Raw genomic sequence first — 1,259 nt, 5'->3', positions numbered from 1 at the left:
AATGCCGCACTTAAACAAGGTGCTGGAATACCATTCGCCACTGCAGTACCGACTACACGTCTCCAACCTGCTTGTGCACTAACAACAGAATCTTTGAAGTAAGGGTCTAACAATAAGTTTGATAACTCAGGGTTAGTATCGTATGCATCTTTAATCTTGCCTAAGAATGCACTGCGGATAATACAACCGCCACGCCACATTAGCGCGATACCGCCGTAGTTTAAGTCCCAGCTATATTCTTTAGCTGCTTCACGCATTAATACATAACCTTGCGCGTAAGAAACCATCTTAGCGGCAAGTAAAGCTTGGCGTAAATCTTCAATAAATGCTGCTTTGTCGCCAGTGAAGCTAATTTCAGGACCTGAAATCACTTTAGCTGCTTCAACACGCTCTGCTTTTTGTGCAGAAATACAACGAGCGAATACAGATTCAGCGATAAGGGTTAATGGCACACCTAAATCAAGCGCAACGACACCAGTCCATTTACCAGTTCCTTTTTGGCCAGCTGTATCTAAGATTTTCTCAACTAATGGCTCACCGTCTTCATCTTTATAAGCAAAGATGTCACGTGTGATTTCGATTAAGTAGCTGTCTAATTCAGTTTCATTCCACTGCTTGAATACTTGATGAATTTCATCAGCAGATAAACCTAATACGGTTTTCATTAATTGATAAGCTTCGCAAATTAATTGCATGTCGCCGTATTCAATACCGTTGTGAACCATTTTTACGAAGTGACCTGCGCCAGCATCGCCAACCCAATCACAACAAGGAACCGTTAAATCACCATTTTCGTCAGCGACTTTAGCTGAGATACCTTGGAAGATATCTTTAACGAAAGGCCATGCAGCTTTAGCACCGCCAGGCATGATAGATGGGCCTTTTAATGCGCCTTCTTCACCACCAGAAACACCAGTACCTATGTAATGTAAGCCTTTGCTTGCTAAGTATTCAGTACGACGATTTGAATCAGGGAAGTGAGTATTACCACCATCGATAATAATATCGCCTTCTTCTAGGTGTGGGATAAGTTGCTCGATGAAATCATCAACGACTTGACCCGCTTTAACCATAAGCATAACTTTACGTGGTTTTTCTAATGAAGCGACTAATTCTTCAACACTTGCAGCACCACGGATGTTTTTACCCGCCGCACGGCCATTAATGAATTTTTCAACTTTGTCGTAGCTACGGTTGTAAGCAGTGACAGTAAAGCCTTTTGATTCCATATTAAGAACCAAGTTTTCGCCCATAACGGC

At 42.2% G+C, this 1,259-nt stretch carries 1 protein-coding gene; it reads right to left on the bottom strand.

Going from position 1 to position 1,259, the window contains the following annotated elements; genetic code table 11:
• Positions 1 to 1,259 (bottom strand): decarboxylating NADP(+)-dependent phosphogluconate dehydrogenase (gene gnd, locus XM47_RS18650; protein WP_048696006.1); only part of this gene is annotated, 1,259 nt, incomplete at both ends.

Origin of the sequence: Catenovulum maritimum, from assembly GCF_001050375.1 — a bacterium.
GTDB classification, from domain to species: domain Bacteria; phylum Pseudomonadota; class Gammaproteobacteria; order Enterobacterales; family Alteromonadaceae; genus Catenovulum; species Catenovulum maritimum.
Note: the sequence above shows the minus strand (reverse complement) of the source record. Positions and strands in the feature narration are given on the sequence as shown.